Source organism: Epilithonimonas sp. JDS (assembly GCF_021261315.1).
Lineage (GTDB): Bacteria > Bacteroidota > Bacteroidia > Flavobacteriales > Weeksellaceae > Epilithonimonas.
Window position 1 is genome coordinate 843861 of sequence record NZ_JAJSAX010000001.1, and the last position, 18473, is coordinate 862333.

14 protein-coding genes are annotated in these 18473 nt (G+C 33.8%); 4 read left to right on the plus strand and 10 right to left on the minus strand.

Translation table 11 applies throughout. From position 1 onward, the window contains the following. Positions 1-20: 20 nt before the first annotated feature. The 4 genes from LUD75_RS03930 to LUD75_RS03945 all read right to left on the minus strand — a co-directional run bounded on the left by LUD75_RS03930 (position 21) and on the right by LUD75_RS03945 (position 2705). A complete protein-coding gene (locus LUD75_RS03930; RefSeq protein WP_232704389.1) occupies positions 21-332 on the minus strand; it encodes a hypothetical protein in 312 nt (103 codons plus the stop codon). A gap of 271 nt (positions 333-603) precedes the next feature. Continuing rightward, on the minus strand, positions 604-915 hold the full coding sequence (locus LUD75_RS03935; protein WP_232704390.1) for a DUF6527 family protein: 312 nt from the start codon (positions 913-915) through the stop codon (positions 604-606). After that, positions 899-2062: a ThiF family adenylyltransferase gene (locus tag LUD75_RS03940; protein WP_232704391.1), complete on the minus strand. Its 1164-nt coding sequence runs from the start codon at positions 2060-2062 to the stop codon at positions 899-901. The genes LUD75_RS03935 and LUD75_RS03940 overlap by 17 nt, the downstream gene beginning before the upstream one ends. Continuing rightward, positions 2037-2705: a multiubiquitin domain-containing protein gene (locus LUD75_RS03945; protein WP_232704392.1), complete on the minus strand. Its 669-nt coding sequence runs from the start codon at positions 2703-2705 to the stop codon at positions 2037-2039. Before LUD75_RS03945 ends, LUD75_RS03940 begins: the two co-directional genes overlap by 26 nt. Before the next feature lie 555 nt (positions 2706-3260). Here LUD75_RS03945 and LUD75_RS03950 point away from each other — a divergent pair. Together LUD75_RS03950 and LUD75_RS03955 are read left to right on the plus strand one after the other, a co-directional pair. Further along, positions 3261-3578, plus strand: coding sequence for a helix-turn-helix transcriptional regulator (locus LUD75_RS03950; protein ID WP_232704393.1), 318 nt, complete (start codon positions 3261-3263; stop codon positions 3576-3578). 8 nt (positions 3579-3586) lie between these two features. Further along, on the plus strand, positions 3587-4108 hold the full coding sequence (locus tag LUD75_RS03955) for an ImmA/IrrE family metallo-endopeptidase (RefSeq protein WP_232704394.1): 522 nt from the start codon (positions 3587-3589) through the stop codon (positions 4106-4108). Positions 4109-4280: 172 nt separating this feature from the next. Here the strand turns inward: LUD75_RS03955 and LUD75_RS03960 are convergent, their stop codons facing one another. Further along, positions 4281-4589: a helix-turn-helix transcriptional regulator gene (locus LUD75_RS03960; protein WP_232704395.1), complete on the minus strand. Its 309-nt coding sequence runs from the start codon at positions 4587-4589 to the stop codon at positions 4281-4283. A gap of 304 nt (positions 4590-4893) precedes the next feature. Between LUD75_RS03960 and LUD75_RS03965 the strand changes: the two genes are divergently transcribed. Both LUD75_RS03965 and LUD75_RS03970 read left to right on the plus strand, forming a co-directional pair. After that, positions 4894-5709 carry a sigma-70 family RNA polymerase sigma factor gene (locus tag LUD75_RS03965; protein ID WP_232704396.1) on the plus strand — a complete coding sequence of 272 codons (816 nt, stop codon included), beginning with the start codon at positions 4894-4896 and terminating at the stop codon, positions 5707-5709. 1 nt (position 5710) lies between these two features. After that, positions 5711-6805 carry a hypothetical protein gene (locus LUD75_RS03970; protein WP_232704397.1) on the plus strand — a complete coding sequence of 365 codons (1095 nt, stop codon included), beginning with the start codon at positions 5711-5713 and terminating at the stop codon, positions 6803-6805. Between the two features lie 474 nt (positions 6806-7279). Here the strand turns inward: LUD75_RS03970 and LUD75_RS03975 are convergent, their stop codons facing one another. The 5 genes from LUD75_RS03975 to LUD75_RS03995 all read right to left on the minus strand — a co-directional run bounded on the left by LUD75_RS03975 (position 7280) and on the right by LUD75_RS03995 (position 18464). Next, the gene (locus LUD75_RS03975) at positions 7280-7816 is read right to left on the minus strand and encodes a hypothetical protein (protein ID WP_232704398.1); all 537 of its coding nucleotides are present in this window, start codon (positions 7814-7816) and stop codon (positions 7280-7282) included. Between the two features lies 1 nt (position 7817). Then, on the minus strand, positions 7818-11522 hold the full coding sequence (locus tag LUD75_RS03980; RefSeq protein ID WP_232704399.1) for a DUF6443 domain-containing protein: 3705 nt from the start codon (positions 11520-11522) through the stop codon (positions 7818-7820). Between the two features lie 34 nt (positions 11523-11556). After that, on the minus strand, positions 11557-15678 hold the full coding sequence (locus LUD75_RS03985) for a DUF5977 domain-containing protein (protein WP_232704400.1): 4122 nt from the start codon (positions 15676-15678) through the stop codon (positions 11557-11559). A gap of 4 nt (positions 15679-15682) precedes the next feature. Then, positions 15683-17398 (minus strand): T9SS type A sorting domain-containing protein, encoded by a 1716-nt coding sequence (locus LUD75_RS03990; protein WP_232704401.1) that lies wholly within the window; start codon positions 17396-17398, stop codon positions 15683-15685. Between the two features lie 499 nt (positions 17399-17897). Then, positions 17898-18464: a hypothetical protein gene (locus tag LUD75_RS03995; protein ID WP_232704402.1), complete on the minus strand. Its 567-nt coding sequence runs from the start codon at positions 18462-18464 to the stop codon at positions 17898-17900. Between the last annotated feature and the right edge of the window lie 9 nt (positions 18465-18473).

The window sequence follows — 18473 nt, forward strand, 5'->3', positions numbered from 1 at the left end:
TTAAAATAAAAGTCAGAATCTTATTTCAAATTTTTGGCCTCTTCCTTCTGATGCTCCATAGGATTGTCAGTAGAACATCGCCACTCTGAAAACTCAGTAGTAAGAATTCTAATTACATTATTAGAGCCTGCAATTAAAATAAATTCATCATATGCTTGTTTAGAAGTTTCGAATTCTTTCCACCAAGTTGTTTCTGGTAGGTAGCAAATAACAGCATTTCCTTCGTCATTATATCCTCTGATAATTGAATGCCAATCATTGGATGTCAAATCTTTGATAATTTGTTGATGACCAGTATGGACATCAAATGTAATAATATACTTTTTTTTCATTATAAATTTATGTTTTAGATTTATAAATTTGTTAAAAGACAGCTGGCTTTTCACCACCTGTCTTTGTGTTTATTTATGCACCAGGCTTCTTTCTGTGAGGCCTCAATGTAGGATGGTCTGGCTGCTTCTCTGATGTTACGCGCCTTCTTCTATCCGGTGTGCCATCTTCTTTTTTAGGTTTTGGCCCGGGTTTGATTGTTTATAATGTGTACATAGTATAAATTAAAAATATTACTGAAAACCTTCAGAGAAGGCTTCAGTAATATTGATTTTAAAAAAAGAAAAAATACTTTTTTCTTTTTTTCTTTTTCAATGGATTGTCCACAATATTTATGATGGTATCATTTCTTATCCAGTAATGAGACTTACATTTAAAATTCCAGTTTCCAATTGAAGGAAAAAGCGATGTACTCTCTCCGTCAAAAATTAATTTCCAATCCTTCGGTGAAAGACGAGCTACGACTTTGTTTTTACATCCGCAAGCACATAAATGAAGAGCAACTTTATATGGTATGGATATGTATAAAATACCATTCTCAAGTTCTCCCGGAATTTCATCTAAAAATTTATGCTGGAATTTCATCGTGAAAAATTTTTGAGTTTGACAAGATAAAATGCGATGATTGCTGATTTTTTAAACCGTCGTAGAAGCCACAATGTTGCTTCCACTTAATAACTGCTTGTACTGCATTTAGTGCGTTTAATTCAGCAATTTGAATGTTGGAGCTGTATGGATTATCTTCTATCTCGATATTATCTGAACCTACTTGTTGCTTATAGCTAATTCTTGTGGCTCCAATAAGTTTTTCACCCATAACCTCTATTCCGAGACCAACATCAATGAAGTCGACATTTTTCGATAAAAGATATTCGGTTATAAAATTTCTAACATTGTTTCTATCTATACATACAAATACAAAATCCATAGCCTCAAGCTTAAATATGTTCAAATCCGAAATTATTTCTGAATGAGGAATTAGTCCGGAATGCATTTTTGAATAAATATTAAAAAGGTAATCTACTTTTTTTTGTCTGTTATCCAAATCTGAAATACTTGCAGCTCCAGGAGTCCTAAATGCGTTATGCGATTCAAAAACATCATCGTCATACAAGTGTATTTCAGATACACACGTTTTACTCACTAAATCCAAAATGTAGCTACCAGTACCTCCAAGTCCAACAATTGCTATTTTCATATCCAGAAATTTTTCATTTAAAAAATCGATTTTGGCTCTCGAAGAGTTTGAATCGAAGTATTTAAAAGGTATTTCAGCTTCAGTAATGACTATAGGTCTAGATGTCTTGGCTGTAACCGTGCCTGTTTCGTCCAATGAAATTGCTTCGTTCGAAATAATTCGAATATAACTCTTGAATTTTTCATGGAAATTTTCAAATGGGATTTGAGGCCTACTCGAAAATGAAAAATCCGCAATGAAATCATTAGAGAGCACCTGTCTTTCTTGAAGTTCTATACTTTTAATAGGTGTTCCGTCTGCATAACATGGTTTTTCTCCAACAAAGTACACCACGTGGTCATTAGGCTTAGCGACTGTGTTGGTACTCGGAATCATTTGGAAGGGAGAAAATAAAGTTCCGTATTTAATTTCTTTATTAAAATTAACGTAAGGAATATGGTGGATACTAATGTATCCACCTTTTATTTCCAATTCGTACCCATCATTAATCAAGGAACGAATGTCAGGGCTATGACTTAACTGTTGCAGTAACATAGAAAATCATTTTGTGTTTAACTTTGACAGATTTACCTTTTGTAAGCACTCCTTCTGGTTGAGAGAAGTCACCATTTTCATATGCAACGGTATATGCTGTATCTGGAGTTTCCATATTATGTCCTGCTGCCTTGATTACTTCAATAAAGGAAATGGTTTGTGTATCCCAATAATGAATGGTGCCGTTTATAATGATGTAAGTTTTTTCCTTAGACTTAGAAATGAATTTTTCTTTTCCTTCTCTCGCAAGGTCGACGAATTCATCATCTTCAATCAAGTCGTCTTCCCAACCTTCAGGATTATCTAAGTACACAATTTGAGTTTCAGGAATGTCTCCGTTTTTACGAATCTCACCACCCTTGATAAACTGCTTATATGAAATGAAAGTTGTTCCATTAATTGAATATTCCAATTTCTTTTTTACATAGAACTGTTCAATATCTGGTCTTGCTAGATTAACTTTAGTCTCATTTTCAATTAGCTCATCTTCATAAGGTGTATCAATTGATAAATATAATTCTGTTGAATACGGAATCGCATTCAAATCTTTAAGTTCTTTTCCAGTTATGTACTGGTTTGTTGTGGAAAAATCTTTGCCATCGATTCTAAATAGAAGAGGCGGTTTTGTGTTGTCTGTATGCATTTTAGCAATTTTTAATAATTTTGTAATAATTTAATAACCTATTGTTTCTTTCTGAAACAATTCGACGTGATAACTGATTCTGTTTTTGCCGTTTCTACAGGGTTTTTGATATGTTATTACAGGCAGGCGACAACACGTGTCGTATGTTAAAAGTGCTAAAAAGTTTGGAATGTATGTCTAAAGAATTATATATTTGAAATCTCACTAACAAATATGTCTTTGGATCGAGGCTTTGCAAGAGCTGTTAGATCGCTGACAACTAAACCAAACCGGGCCCTTTAACTGCCTGGTTTTTTTTGTTTCTTTTTATTGAATACAAATATATGACAAAAATCAAATACGTTAACCATTTTTCCTTATAAAAATGTTAGTTTGGCAAACTATTTGTATTTAACTATTTGATTTTCAATCGTAAAAATTTTAATTATTGTTTTTTTTAATTTTGAAAAATGTATTTTTTTATGACATTTTTCGCAAAATAAATTTTGTAATTGTAAAAATTTATTATACTTTTGCACTTTAATACGTACATTTGTACGGAAATCCCTACTTAATATGGAAAATAATGAATTTTACACACTGTTAGGTAAAAACATTTCCTCTATTAGGAATAAGAAGGGTTATAAACAGGAAGATTTGGCAAATTATCTTGGATTATCTAGACCTTCTTTAGTTAATATTGAGAAAGGAAATCAAAAACCCAGCATTTTCGTTGTGCTTTCAATTGCACAATATCTGAATGTAAATGCTTTAGAATTATTGCCAGAGTTGCCTGAAAATAATTTTGAGAGTATTAGGATAGTTGGCTTGGATGTAGATAAGTCAATTTTATCACGTGATAGTTCTTTGAGAGATTTTTTACAAACAATTTAACAATTTATATGTCGATTTCAAAATCAGTTATTGATAGAACCAAATCATACATTGAAAGTAATTCCCTTTTATTTGACAAATATAAAATTAACCTAGAAAAATTGCTATTAGCGGAAAATATTAAACTAAAGGAGTATCCTTTTGAAGAAAATATTTCAGGCGTGTTGAATATAAATGAGAATGGAGTTACGATTGGTTACAATAGTTCTTTAAAGAAAGAACGTAAACGATTTACTATTGCTCACGAACTTGGTCATTTCGTTTTGCATAATGACGAACCTAAGGTCTTTATGGATAAAGTCTTTTTTAGAAAAAATTCAGGTGGATATACTTCAAAGGATGAGAAAATAGAGAAAGAAGCGAACTACTTTGCTGCAAGCATCTTAATGCCTGAGAATTTTATTAGAAAAGAAATGTCTGTTTTAGAATGTGATTTGCATGATGATTCGACGATTTCGCAGATGGCTCGTAAATTTGGAGTCAGTTCATCAGCAATGCTATATAGATTAATCAATCTAAATATCTTATAATTGAAATTATATAATTCAAAGCTCCTATTTTAGGGGCTTTTTTTATGATTTAATTTGTTTTCTATTCTGTAAAATGTAGTTTTACTTAGCCAGCTTGCTTGCAAGCTTTGTCAATAAGTGTACACTTGCTATCGTACAAGCTTCATCGTAAAACAAAAAAATCCCATTCTCATTAGGATTTTCTCTTATTTTGATTTTTCAATTTTTCTTCAAGAAGTTTCGTCTCGCTTGTCATTGAATCAAGTTGAGACTGACTTATTCTAGAAAACAGTAGAAGTAAATCAATTTCTAAAAAATTGCAGACAGCAATAATAATCTCAATCGTTGGATTGGTTTTTCCTCTCTCTATTCTACCAATGTAATCTTTAGAAAGATCTATCTCGGTGGCAATTTGAAATTGTGATAGTCCTTTTCTTAACCGATATAGTTTAAAAACGATTCCGATTTGATGTTTTATTTCTTCCGACTTCCATTTATACATTCAGTAAAGTTTATAAATAATTATATTTTTCATAGAGACTTATAGTACGTACTGAATAAATATTCTTACATTTGAATAAATTACTTATTAAGGTAATTTTGCGATAGTTTATAGAAATATAGAAGCTATTACTTAGATTTTCGATTGGAAAATTGGCACTTTTCAAAGAGCAAATAGTCATAAGTCGAGTAAGGTGTCTTTTTTTTTGCAATATGTAGTAAGATAATGTTTTGATGGTGCGAAGAATCCATAGAAAAACCTAAGCAATTCCTTCCAGCAATAATTCAGCTAAAATACACTGCTTATGAAAAGAACAGACTCTTTGCCCCGAAAGTTGAGCAATCTTCAGTTATACGAACTACTAAAAAAAGGCAACTCGACCGCTCTTGAACACATTCATCTGCGCTACAAAAGACTTCTTTTCTGGGTTGGAAGGCAAGTGCTTGAGGATGATTTTGTAGTGGACACTATCGTTCAGGATACATTCCTCAAATTGTGGCTACACCGCGACACCATTGAAACTCCGAATCATATTCTTGGCTTTTTACGGTTTGTTATGAAAAGAGATTGCATATCTTATGTCACTGCTCCAAGAAATAAATTCAACCGATTGATGGCTTCTCTTGAAAGTTTTGAGAATTATCAGGATTATCTAGCAGGTTATGACCCGCTAAAAGATAAAGAGTATCTTCTCAGTCAGGAATCCGATCAGAAAAATTTCGACGAGGTCAAAAAGATTTTACCCATTCTGGCTCCCAAAAGAAAACACCTGATTGAACTTTGCTTGGAATATGGCTTTCAGCACAAACCAATCGCAGATGCAATGGGAAGCAGTGTGAAAGACATCAGCAATGAGTTGAGCAGAGCTATAAATGACCTTCGGAAAATTCTTAATAGAAGTTCTTTTGAACAGCCACAGGAAAAAGATCTCGATAATAAAAAGCAGTCAGAAAAACTCAGTAGTCAACAACTCAATATTTTGAAAAGAAGGTTTGAGCAGAAATCTTCATTTGCAGTGATTGCCCGAGAACTCAAATTACCTGAAAAGGAAGTACATCGGGAATTTCTGTATGCATATCAACATTTACAAAATCAAAACACTTCTGAAATACCTCTTTGAAATGGAAAAATCCACTATTACACTTACCAGAAGAATTCAGCTGCTGATCGATCTTCCTGCAAATGAACAAAAAGAAATGTGGGAAAAACTCTACCGGTATCAGAACCGCTGTTTCCGAGCTGCTAATTTTATCGTTTCCCATTTGTATGTTCAGGAAATGATCAAGGATTTCTTTTACCTCACAGAAGATGTCCAATACAAACTAGCAGATGTAAACAAAGATGAAATGGGAATATTCACCCGTTCGAAAACACACACAACTGCACGTATGGTTTTTGATCGCTTCAAAGGAGAAATTCCTACAGATATTCTGGGAAGCCTGAACAATACGATTCAATCAACCTTCTCTAAAACTAAAGCCGACTATTGGCAGGGAACAAAATCATTGCGAAACTTTAAGAAAGATATCCCAATTCCACTTCCTGTTAAATGTATCAGTAAAATGAGGTATGATCCAGAAAAGAAAGCATTTTGTTTCAATATGTTTGCTATTCCTGTTAAAACGTATTTAGGGAGAGACTTCTCTGATAAGCGAGTGATAATGGAACGCCTCTTAAAAGAAGAGATAAAGCTTTGCACATCACAGATCCAGCTGAAAGCCGGGAAAATCTTTTGGCTTGCAGTGTTTGAATTTGAAAAGGAGGAACACGCTTTACAACCCGAAATCATTGCCGAAGCTTCTCTGTCTCTGGAACATCCTATAGTAGCAAAAGCCAACAATGTGCGAATCAATATTGGCTCGAAAGAAGAGTTTTTATACCGCAGGTTGGCGATTCAGGCAAGTCAAAAAAGGATTCAAGCGGGCGTAGCATATGCCCGTTCCGGAAATGGAACCAAACGGAAACAAAAGGCATTGTATAAAACAGAAAATCTGGAAAGCCGTTATGTAAGCCATCGGCTTCATTTGTATAGCAGAAAGCTAATTGATTTCTGTATCCAACAGAAGGCAGGTACACTTATTCTTAAAAATCAGGAAGACAAAATAGGAATTGCAAAAGAACAGGAATTTGTGCTGCGCAACTGGAGTTATTATGAATTGCAGACCAAAATAAAATATAAAGCGGAAAAGGCTGGCATCGAATTGATCATTGGATAGCTAAAAAAATAACGAGGGGTGCTTGTAAACCCGCAGGGTGAGGTCACGAACACTCACTAAGTACTCAATAGTATATACAACGGCGTGGGCTTCTTTTTTTCTCAAGAACAAGGTAAGAATAGGGAAATAAATGATGGAGTACACAAGAAAAATTTTGAATAAATTGATAAAATCAATTACTGGGAAAATTACGGATTATTAAGGAGCAATAATTTTTACCACTCTTTAAACTCTTATCTATCTGCTTTCATACTCATCCTTAAAACGTGAAAATTTCTCTGCTTCCTTTGGATTTTTTTCAAACCATTTGTTCATCAAGTCAGTTTCATTTTTAGAATTTTAAATTATTATTTTTAATGAATTATCAATAAGGAATATCATAACCATCAATAACTTTGATGCATAACAATAAATGCTATATTTATATGGGAATATCACATGTTCTTCTTCTCCAAATCCTAATCTAATATAGTGCTAACCAGCTTTTTTTGTCAATACAACAATAGAATCTTTCTGGGTAACAATTTTAAAAGTGTTGTTAAACCATTGGTTATTTTTATCAATATTCTTTGCCAAAGCAATATAAGGTACCATTTGAAGTTCATCTGCCATCCAATCTTTATATTTATACCTATATATATAAATTCCTTTCCTTAGATTAGGATCATAAACTGCATAATTCTGTTCACTAAGACCCATATTTGACAATTGATAAATGTTACGTTTTAGTTCCGAAAGTTCGTTTTTAGTTAAATATTTTATACTTTGCAAAGTGTCTATTCTATAATAATTATTATCAAAATGACCATATGACAGATAGATACTTTTTTTATTTGTTGAATACTTTACCTTTAATTCTTTGTATTCCTCACTACTAGGAATTTTCCTCAATATATTTTCTGTTCTAAGGATTATAGTAGTTGAGTTTAATACAATCTGATCTATAGCTGTTTCTTTTTGACAGCCGATAAGAAGCATTATAATAATGCTAAAATATAATATCCATTTCATTTTAATAATTTGTATTAGAATAATTTATTCCTTGTATTACCATTTCATTATCCTTTGGATCATCACCATAGGAGTCCAGTCCTCCGACTGGAGATCCGTACTTATACCAATTTCCAATCTGATTTATTCCCGCACCCGCTTTAAGACCTACATCACTTAATCCAAATGCCTTACCTGCAACACCATAATTAAAATTGCCAAAATCATCCGATCTTAATAACTGTCCATCAAAAAATGCGTAACTGTTATAAAAGTTAGTATTTTCTTTATTTTCATATGTTCCAGTATAGAATGGGGTATTTATATTCCTCTTTAAATCAAATACTTTATTATTGCCAACCTTTGACGCAAAAAATTTTAATCTATCCTTTAATTTTCCTATATCTCCACCACCAATTTTACTTTCTCTTGCGTCAAATTCACTGTCCCATTGTGAAAAATAGGCATTCGTCTTTGCTAGTTGAAGTTTAAAATCATTCGTTTTATCCGGTATTTGATTTTTTTGTCCTATATATGTATCAACATTTTTACTAACTCCCATTTGATTTTGATGAGTTCTTATATAAACTTTTCCATCCTTTTTGCCATCATTAAACTCATGTTTCCCCGTAAGACTATTATAATAATCGCCAGGCGGTTTGCCACCACCCACTTGTTTCTGTAACCTTCTAAATGCTTCTTGCGCTTCCAGTCCCTTATAAGTTTCATTTAGTGTTTCTACTGATCTACCATCTGGGTCAATGTTAATGATTGGATTATTTACTGCGTAGTTGTAAGGTGACCATCTGGTATATTTTTCTGCAAGTGGATCCACCACACCCCATCTTGCGATGTCCGGCATATAAAATCTTGCGCCATAATCATACATTCCGGTTTCCTGTAGTTCTTTACCGTTGTACTTGTAATTTTTATACGTAGCACTCGGGTTATAAACCTGAGCTGCACCACCTTTAGATATTGGATTGATAAAGTTTAGCCCAAAAGGATAATAATCATTTCCGTTTTCTGCAATTAATTGTCCATTTTCATTTCTTCCGTAGCTGAGTCTCGTATTACCTAAATGATCTCTATACTGGTAAATATATTTAAAATTATCATAGTCATAAAATCCTTCTGCGGTTGGGAAAAAGTTAGGTGTTGATTCCGTTTTTAAAACAGGTTCAGGATTTGCGACAATTGGCTTATCTTCTAATTCAAAAGCTTCTTTCTGTCCGGCAGTAGACATCTCCTCAGCTGCGGCACTTGCAGTAAGCGCTTCTTGCAATCTAAGTGTATATGGTGTAGTATAAACAAAACCATCTAAATAGTCTGTGTGAATATTTTGTCCGTTTACTTCAAACAATTTATGAATTTTGGCTCCATCCGCTCTGTAAGAATATGTAACAGGCTGACCGTTTTTAATCACAACTTGAGGAAGATTCAAAAAGTTATATACAATAGGAGTAGTGATATTTTTATCTGGCATTGTCAGCAAGTTTCCATTAGCGTCATAAGTATTAATACCACCACCTCCAGGATAGCCGCTTGGATTATTAGCGGGAAAACCTTCATTATCAGTAATTCTCTGGAGTCTGTTACTTAATGCATTATTGTCATAATAATATATCAAATTATCAACTTGTGTTGCTGTTAGCCCTGTTTGAGGTCTGGCGTTTCGTTTTAATGTTTTTATATTTCCATTTAGGTCATAGCTCAATTCTTCATTAAAATATTCTGAATCGGAAGTGGTTGACCCATTCAATGATTTAAAATTAGCTTTTAACAATCTATTAAGCTGATCATAATTATATTCGTATCTGTTTATAGCATTAGAACCATAAGTCCAATCCATTTCAGCAATATTTCCATTATAGTTCTTTATATAAATATTATCAGGATTATTATATTTCAACTTATAAGAGAAAAGTTTTGTTGTATCCAGATTACCAGACGGATTAAGATTAATTCCGGTTATCCATCCACGAATATTATAACTATACTTAATTGTCTGGAGCGCAGGTGAAACCAGTCCAAAACTTGAGTTAGAAACAGCACCTACACTTTTAGTGTCAAGTCTTCCTAAGTCATCATAAACATTTTCTGTTAAAAGTTCTTTTTCTGTTTTGCTTACTACTTCATGAAAATGTTTTTTTAATCTATTTTGATGATCGTAAGTAAAATCTTCTAAAATTTGAACTGGGTTTTCACTTGAAATTCTGTTATGAAGAGTCTCAGCCTGTTGAACAACTCCTGCGAAATCCAATTTTGAATTAGCAATTGTGCTTCCTCCGAGATGATTTATGCTTGTAGACCCAATCGATCGTCCCTTGGAATCAAAAAAAGTGAAATTTTTAGTCCAACTGTCATCATCAATATTCTTTACAAATGATGCCAAGGGAAATGATTTCACAGAACGCCCTAAAGAATTATAAGCATCAGTGAGGATAGGTTCGAGTAGTATTTTATTATCATCTGGAAATGGTGTGTCGGGTGGATAAGTATCGTAATAGTTAACTGATAGATAGGTTTCCATACCGACGAAATACGTTCTGTTATAATAAATTTGTAATCCATTCTGTAGATAGCCTGTTCCGTCCCTTTCTTCAGTAATTACCATATCCTTAAGTAGATTTTGTGCCTGTTCTCTATTACCGTAAGGGTGAAAACCAGTACAAAGAACCCTGCCAAATCTATCATATTTGGTGATAAGCCATTTGCCTTGAATTGCCAGATCTGTATCTTGTGACATTACAAGCCTATCGCTTTTATCATACACCAAAAATTCCCATCCCTTCCCTGGGAGTTTTTTCTCTGCCAGTCTGGATTTCCCATCATACCTGTATTGATAACATAGATTATCTAAAATATCATTTTGAATAACACCAGGATCATTAATCGTCTGGGTCGAGTTGTTCCTAAATTCTCGACTAGCTAATGGGGGGATAACAAATGAAAGTTGATTATATTCGTTATAAACATAATATGTGTCCAGATACTCTGCCTGTGGAAGTGGGCGGTCTTGTTGTTGAACAACGTTTACTTCGTTTCCAAGAACCTTCCTTACCATTAACAATTGACCTTTCCCATTTTTAAATTCATAAGTAGTACCTCCATCTTCATCAGCGACTCTATTCTTATAAAGCTTTGAGGAAGCATAAAACCCATCTACCTTTAGTTGGCTGATATAGAATATGCCTTTATCTGGAAATGATGTTGCCGTAAATTTAAGAATATCGGTACTTGAATTAATTTGGTATTTAAAATCAACAGGATGACTTTGCCAATCAGCTCCAGGTTGAATCTGCTTCTCAATTCTATCAAGAGGTGAACTCTCCAGAATCTTCTCGGCATAAGCTCTTGCTCCATAGAAGTTTGATCCGCTAGTCTCTGTAATACCAGACTGGAAGGCTTGGTTTGATGTTGCTATTGGTATTGGCAATACATCAATTCTCTGTCTTCCGTAATCATCATAAACAAAAGGGGTCACAAGATCAAATGAAGACGTTCCGCCACCTTTAATAGCTATGCTCTGTTTCGGCCTCCCCAGACCATCAAAGTAAGTTACTGCTTCGATGCCCTTTGCTGTACTGCTTGATGTTGTCACAGGCTCTAAATAAGTTTTGCTGTAAACAAAATTTTGCGCTTGACTAAGCTGGCACTTATAAAATCCAACGGTCATTAATAAGACAGCCAAATATATAGATTTGTAGTATTTTAAGTTTATCATCGGTTTAGTAGTTTTCTATGTATTATTAACATTATTATATTGGATAATTGAACCTAAATACTATATGTGCTCCTGCATTAAGGGTTCCTGACAGTAACGTCATCTTACAACTTCCATTGGTTTCAATACGAACATGCCAACTACGACCTCCCTCAGAAGTGTCAAATTCTCTAATTCCAATAGGTGAACATGAGGTACCAACTGTTCCGATAATGATTCCACTACTCCAACTTTGTCCATACATTGGAGGGGCTTGAAATGACAGTTCAAATTGCACTATATTATTACTTACCGTAGTATTACTATAACTATATGATGGAGTGCCTACAACCGCCGAAAAAGTGAATGGACATGTTGTGACAGCTATACAAGACCCATTTTGATTTGTCACATTCTGACCATTCAGTGCAATATCATCTAAAGCTTTCTGATCGGCAGCAAGTTTACTGATGGTTGAAGAATAAGTATTAGCCGGAACAACATAATTGTAAGTTCCAGGTTGAGATCCAGAACCACAATTGGTTCTAGTAAAAGTCTTACTTTTCTCTTCATTATAAAAGATGACAGATGGATCGTGCTGGTAATTATATTTGAATTCTTTAAGAATGTTCCCATTAACATCAACAATCATTTCCAATCTGTTGGTTGTATCATACTTGTAATATTGAGTAATTCCAGAGGGAGGAGTCATACTCCTAACGCCTATTAACGGATCATAACTGTAAGTACTTATTTTATACTTTGACAATAACGGATTTGTTCTAAATGCATTTAGTTTTGTGAGTAATTCCGTTTCTGTTTGTTGTGCTGTTTTATTATTGGCTACAGGATCAGCATCATAATTTGAATATGATGTTATTTCGTTTGCAGTAGATCCTAATTCAGAATAGCTGGCGCCTTCAATTTTGGCAATAGGTTTTGTGTTATTATATCCCCAGACAACTGCGGTGGTAAGATTAGCTTTAGTAGTATATTGTTGTAGATTACCACTTGTATCGTATTGATTATAAGTGACCTCCGTAGTAGGTGTTGGATTCTGATTGTTTACATCATAAAGATCAATTTGGTTATACGATAGAACGGAAGTTGGCAACACTTTGTTGGATGTTAAAGCGTTTTTACTGTACACAATTTTAGTTTTTGACTGAGTTTTACCATTTTCAATCACTTCCGTTTCTAATGGAACAGTTACTAAGTTAGCTGCCAATAAATTAGCATCACCAACTTCAGCCGCATACTTATAATTAGTTTCAGAAGTGCTAGAGTCCGGGAATAGCGTTGACTGCTTACTTACTAAATATCTATTATTGTAGGTATTATAATTTTTGGTTTCTAAATATGCTGCTGATCCCGCTGGAAAATATTCCCTTGTTGTAGTATAGTCGAGCAAGGATTTATATAAATTAATACTGTAGGTATGGATAAGTCCTGGCAAAGTTGCTCCATTATTATAATTGAATACGAATCCAAAGCTTGAAAGAGGTTCCAAAATCGAACCTGCAATGAAATATGTATTTAAATTGTCACTGTAATTATTTTTGTATTTAAAAGAAATTTCCTTGATAATCTTACTGCTATTATCATAAGTTATCTGCTTGATAAGATCTCCATCTCCAATAAGTAAAGATGCTCCTTTCTGAACCATCATTAAACAAGATATCGAATAATCATTAGTAAAATAACTTTCTGTTCTGCCTTTATCAACAACTTGCTCAATTACCTTTGTGTAGCCTACGTGATTGCCCTGCGGCAGAGTGGAATTTCCGAGACTTGATGCGCCTTCGTAAACAGATATCTTAAATGGATATGTATTTGGTGACTGAGGTGTATTCCAATTCATAGCACAGCCTGAATTCAATCCGATCGTTTGAGTAACAGCTTCATAAGCATAACACCTATTTTCAATTTCAAAAAACTTTGGGAATTGTGCTAAATTTCCGTTAGATGTAATTTTTGTGCCATTATTTGTAACTTCATCATAGATGTAATTTTTAACAATTGGTGTTGCTCCAACTTTTTCAGTAGTAGTGATACTTTTAATTCTTATACCACCTCCTGAACTGTAATTATATTCCACACCGTCAATGATACTTTTTTCATTGACATACTTTACTACAGATGAATTAGATGACGCATTACTTCCTCCAGACACTAATATATTTCCAGCTGTAAAGTCATTATTATATGCTGTTCCAAGTTCATAATTCCCAGTTTGTAGAATAACATCGTCTACTACATTTGTAGTGGTATAAGATCCTATATTAGGATTATATATTTTTTTAATAATTTCGCCAGTAGCCTTGTTCTTGATATATACCCAATATGAATTTTTGACCTGATCACTTCCGGATGTAAAGTAGAAGTCAAAGTAAGCAAAAATATTTACTCTGATATTACTTCCATTTACACTAAAATCACTGGGGTTTTCTGTATGAACTAGACTTCCATTTATTCTATTGACAAGATGATTGGCATTGGCTTCGTGTTTTGTATTATCTTTTACCAATGACTGCATTGGAAAATTGGAAAATGTATTTGGCTCATAATCATATAGTGTTTTACCACCTGTGGGATAGTTAATAGCAGTGAGCATTCCCGCCAAAGAATATAATGATGTCCTTCTGTCTGATAGATAATGCTTCCCGTCCGATGAATAATTAAAATATCCTTGAGTAAGACTATTGGGATCAAATGATTGAGGAGGTGCATCTGCGTGATACCAGTATCCTGTCAAATCTTTGTTAAAGGAATTAACATTAAAAATAGTCTGTCCCTTAATGTATTTTTCAGGATCTGGTATAAAAGTATCACTGTTATTTTGCCCGTTATAATATCCCCAAAAATCTGATGAGAAGCTTAGTTTATTTGGCAAGTTATATGTTGTGTTGTATTCGAAAGAATATTTTTCATTGGTGACAGACTCTGTTACGCTTAGTAAGCGTAATCGATGTGTAAATACATTATTGTTTGTTAAGCCCAACCATTGTTTCATTGTACTTGTGTCCAGATTATCTGTGGCAATAAAATAATCATAATTGAAATCATATTGCTTAATGAGTTTGTATTTATTATAAATTTTAATCGAAGATAATTTTTTGGAATTATTAATATCGTCCCTTGAAGTCCAATTGAATTCTACCTTCCCATCGGTAAACTCTATTCTCTCAAGATAACTTTCGCCTGTTTGTTGCTTACTACAATCCGTTACCCCTTTAATGTTCATACTCCCCTGATAATAGTTATGTGGATCTGTCAGATAAGTTCTAGTAGTTTTACAGCCTGTAAGCCTTGGATTGTTTATTGGAATGGATGAATAAAAATCAATTTTATTCCCCTTTGTATCTTCTATTTTAGATAGAATCCTAGACGAACCATTAATGGTATTCCAGCCTGCCACATTTGTTGTTATTTCTTCTCTATCAAAAGAATATTTAAGTCCGTTCTCATCGGTTATCGAAAAATTATTACCTCCTGTAGCGGAAGTTCCATTGATAAGTTTAAAATCAATATTAGGTTGTTCTGCAATTGCAAATTTAATTTCTCCATTCGGTTTTATCGTTTTTGCCATATCCAAATAGGCTTTATAGCTTTTACCCGGAAGATTAATCAAGAAAAGATCTGGTTGATAGTCATCATTGATGGAAGTATATCCATTAGAATTAGTAGGATAAAAAATACCAGTATAAAATGCAGATGAATATGTGCTGGTATTCCAAGGCAAAGTTATACATGAGGACATACTTTGCATCCCTGTAGCATTTCGCGGGTAGATATTGCGATAACCATTTAAACTAAAATCGTTTATTCCTGAAACAATATGAGATACTCTTCCCCCAGCATTCAGTGACCAACCAAGCCCGACAGATGATGCTTCGTCATTGACTTTAATTCCACCTGCGTGATAAGAAATTGAGATCGGAACTTCTATATCTCCTTCTTTTATAGTGTAAATAGGAATACTTATATTTGGGACACCTGTATATAATGATACAGGTGTCTCTGTATATCTAAATAATGCTGCTGCATCAGGAGATTTTGGAGCAACACTATTAACTGAATTTTGAATTAAACCTCCAGGATTTGTCTGACCACTAATTATTATTATTAATAAACTAAATAATAAACTAAATAATAAACTTGTAATTTTCTTTCTCATTGTGTTATTCTTTCACGATTTTAGTTGATAAGTTTTTGTCCTGTTGGTTTGGGATGTTGGCTTTGATGATGTAAATACCCTGCGGCAGCCTACCCGTATTTATCTTCGTCACCTTGTTCTTTGTCTGCAGCTTCTGAATGATTTTCCCTGTCATATCATAAAGATAAATGTCAGCTTGGTCGAAGTCCAGCCCTATCTCTACATAACAGTAATCCCTTACCGGATTAGGATAGATCTGAATATCCTTATTTTCGATTAGGTTCTCCACATCAGAGTCAAGAAGTTTCACAATCTTCCAATTCTCTTTCCCTAACTCCTCTGCACTCGTTCCTGCCAAAACATACGATCCGTCTCTGTTCAAAATTGCTGACACGAGTCTTTCTTCATTCTTCTTTTCCTTTCCTTCAACATATTTCCTCCAAACTTCTTTACCATTTTTGTCGATATACAACATCCAAAAAGTCTCATCATTTTCCTGAACCTTTCCTTCACTTTGGGTATAGCCACCAATCAGAAAGCCTTTCGTTTCTGAATCGGAGTTTCTGATTGCATTTAGACTCATCAATACATCCCTGTTTTTAAAGTTGTACGATTTCTGCCATTCTTCATTCCCATCCTGATCCAAAGACAATAGCCAAAGGTCTGTACCTTTCTCAAGTTTCGCGCTTTTGTTACCCGAAGTCTGGGATCGGCTTTCGCCTCCGATAATGTATCCGGTCTCAGTCAATGCCATTGTTCTGATATGGTCATCTTCACTGCCTCCGAAGTTTTTCTCCCATTGGACAGCGCCATTCTTATCTAATTTTACTATCCAATAATCGCCTTCTCCGTAATTTCCATAGGCTTTTCCATAGAAATTAATATCGTAGGATTCGGTGGCGCTCTGATTATTTGAATTTGAGTTTGAATTATTGGCAGATGATGAAGATTGGGAATTTGAGTTTGATGATGAATTGTTATTTGTTGTGCCTGTATTTTGAGATAACAGATCCTTAGAATTGATCTTCGATTTGGCTTGCCCTTCACTAACACCACTTCTGGAATAGATGCCCATCAATACACCGCCATCATTGGTTGGGATGACTTTCTCCACTTCATCCAAACCTTTTCCACCCAAGATCAATTGATTGAGGATCTTTCCTGTTTTATCAAGCTTCACAACCATCACATCTTTGGACCCATAACCAAGTTTAGGATGATTGGTGCTACCAACAACTACAAAACCTTTATCCATAGTTTGAGTAACAGATCTTGCCTCTTCTGAATATCGTGTCCCAATGGTTTTCTGCCACTCTTCTTCACCATTTTCATCCACCTTGATGATCCACATATCGGATGAGCCGCTGGACTTATCTTTCTTATCAATTGCTAAAGATGAATATGAGGTTCCCGCCAATAAAAAACCACCTTCTTGCGTGGAGACGGTGGAACTTAGATAATCGTGCTGGTTGCCGGAGAAATATTTTTCCCAAACTTTTTGACCCTGCTGGTCTAATTTTAAAATATGATAATCGTAACCTTTATTTTGATTGCTACCCGCTGTGGGATTTTGATTTTTTTGAATAGATGATCCCGAAACAAGGAATTGCCCATCAACCGTAACTGCTAAACCAGAAAGAAAATCCTGCGCTCCGTATTCTACATTTTTCTGCCAACTTACCTTTTGGGCATAAGAGTAACTTAGGATCAGTATCCCCAAGCTTATATAGAGTTTTTTCATTGGTCATTTTTTAATGTTGCGAAAATAGCAATATTTTAACACACTTTAAAATATTATTTTTATTTTTAAGTTAAATTGATAAAAGTTAATTTAGACTAAAAGTCTTCATTCCAATATTTTCACAATTCAGCAATAAATCCATTGCAAACTAGCGGTTCAAACTTCTTATCTTTTATTCTCATCAATACCTTAAGGTTGATACAATCATTTTTTCTCCACACCTTAATATAATAAAAGTCAAACTATATTATTTGAATCTTTAAAGATCTCATCAATTCTGGACAAAGGGAGGTTATTTAGTTGCGTTAATTTTGTCATATTTTAAATATTAATTCCTGCTTTCTACTCTACTATATCAAATGTTCTAAAAAAAATTCCTGCACAATTATAAAAATGATGGTCAATTCAAACTGAAATCTAATGGTCAAACCTTTGATTTTTCAATACTATTAGTTCAACGCCTTAATTCAAAGTACCATCAAATTCAGAAATAATTTTCTTATTTATTTTCCTTACTAGCCTGAAAACCATCTTTAAATCTTAGAAAATCTTCCGCTTTTTTAGGGTTATTTTTAATCCACAATTGCATTACTTGAGTGTTTTCGCTCAATATTCTAATCTCATTTTCATCGTAGATTTTTTTTCCTTCGACAGCAATTTCATTTAAAATATCTTGGCGTAGTTCACTTTTGGCTTTGATACTTTCTTTGTACCAATTGGTTGCGAAAGTGATAGAAAGCATCAAAGTGAAAATCCCTAAGATAAAAACTCCTAATCCACTCCGATTAAACTTCTCCTTCATTTTCATTTTCTTATAAAAATCCTCATAAAAATCGCTGGTTTCTTGTGAAAGGACTATTTCTATTTTGGTGGGAATTTCTTTTACGGCTTCAAAGTCTAATTGCAGTTGACGAATAGCCAATACCAGATCTTTAATATCGGCTTTCACTTCAGCATTAGATTCCTTATTCTCCAAATTTGAAGCAATATTTCTTTCATTTGATTTTACAACATTTTCCAAAATTTCCATCCCGTTACTTTTATACTCTTGATTTTCATTTTCCATATTGATCTT